Here is a 1,579-nt window from a genome sequence, read left to right as displayed (position 1 = left end):
ATCCCACTCTTCTTCTCTTTCAAAGTAGGAATCCTCAAATTGATGCTGTACGTAAAATAGCCAAATTCCAAGTGATCCTGCTACAAAAAGGATAGGAGCTTGAACGAGCAGAAAAGCTTGCCAACCAATACCCCAACATAAAAGTGCATACACCGCAACAATTGTGAAATTGGTTAAATATGTGTTCAAACGTTCCTTTCGTTTCGCGTCTTTTCGATTCAATCGGTTAGAAACGAAGAAAAGATAAATCGGACCTAATCCAAACATAACAATTGGATTACGGTAAACTCGGTAAGCTAACCGACCCCAGTGGGAAGCTGCAACATACTCATCAACTGTCATGACCCACACATCACCAGTTCCTCGTTTATCTAAGTTACTACTCGTGGCATGATGAATCGAGTGGCTTCGTTTCCACTGTTCATACGGAAACATGGTGATAACCCCACTGATTGTCCCAAGGATATTATTCGCTTTTCGGCTTTTGAAAAATGATTGATGACAACAATCATGAAAAATAATGAAGATTCGGACGACGAACCCAGCTGTAACAATAGCTAAGGGCAATGTTAGCCAATAAGAAACGGACAAACTTTGATAAGCTAGAAACCAAAGTAATAAAAACGGAAGGAATGTGTTTATTAATTGCTTTATACTCGATTTCGTATTAGATTTTTCAAAAGGTGCTACATTTTTTCTTAATTCAGTCGTTTTTTGTTTGCTCATGTGTTCCTCCTTACATCTTTACCGTGTTTAATATACAGCGCTTCTTTATATTTATAGTAGAACATAGTAGCTGGTAATAAAAGATATGAACGTCAAGTAACTAGTATGACAATTGTCATACATGTCTGTATGTATTTTCTTCATAAAAGGAAACGGGTGTGGAAAAAATTCAGTTTCATTAAAGCATTATTTCAGTCCTAGCTATGTAAAAGTGCTCATAAACCTGTACCTTTCCAAGAGGTATTGAGCTACTATTTTTAAAATATAATGAGAACAAAAAACTACCTCTACTATGATGACTAGGATTTTGAGGTAGTTTTTTCAGAGCTATGAATGTTCAACTGTCGTTCATTTTGGTATAAAATCGGTTTAACAATTTCATCATCTCACGCCCCGATGTCCTTGACGGTTTATCATCATCACGCATACTCACATACCAGCTGCCCTTGTCATCTTCATTTAATCTATATACCTTACCGTTTCTACTATCTGTATAAAAGTCTCCATCCTTCAGTCTCAAACGATCCCCCCTCTACCACGTATATACCCGGTATTGTACCCAACATATCCATTTTATAAAAAATTTCATCTACACAAAAACAGTAGGTTTTAAATTAGGCCTTTTAAAATACAGGTTTTTACATTTTAAAGATTCATCTACTTTCCTGTATTTGCTATATTCAGTTTTATATGGTACGATTAACTTAATTATTTTTGTTCGGTGTAGGATTAAGAGAAGAGAAATCTCTTCCATAGAAATTTTCATCTTAAGATAGTATGGTTGGACAAGGGTAGTAATATAAGTGTGGAGTATTCCACACTAGGAGGCAATATTATGGAACAAGGTACAGTG

Annotated in this window: 1 protein-coding gene; it reads right to left on the bottom strand. The window is 35.7% G+C overall.

The annotated features are described in order from the left end of the window. The coding region (locus AC1DEF_RS29005; protein ID WP_477727741.1) for a fatty acid desaturase at positions 1–726 on the bottom strand (726 nt) is incomplete at its 3' end. Between the last annotated feature and the right edge of the window lie 853 nt (positions 727–1,579).

Source organism: Priestia sp. 10L35, assembly GCF_056395685.1.
The sequence above is the reverse complement of the archived record's forward strand: the minus strand, read 5'-3'. Positions and strand labels throughout refer to the sequence as shown.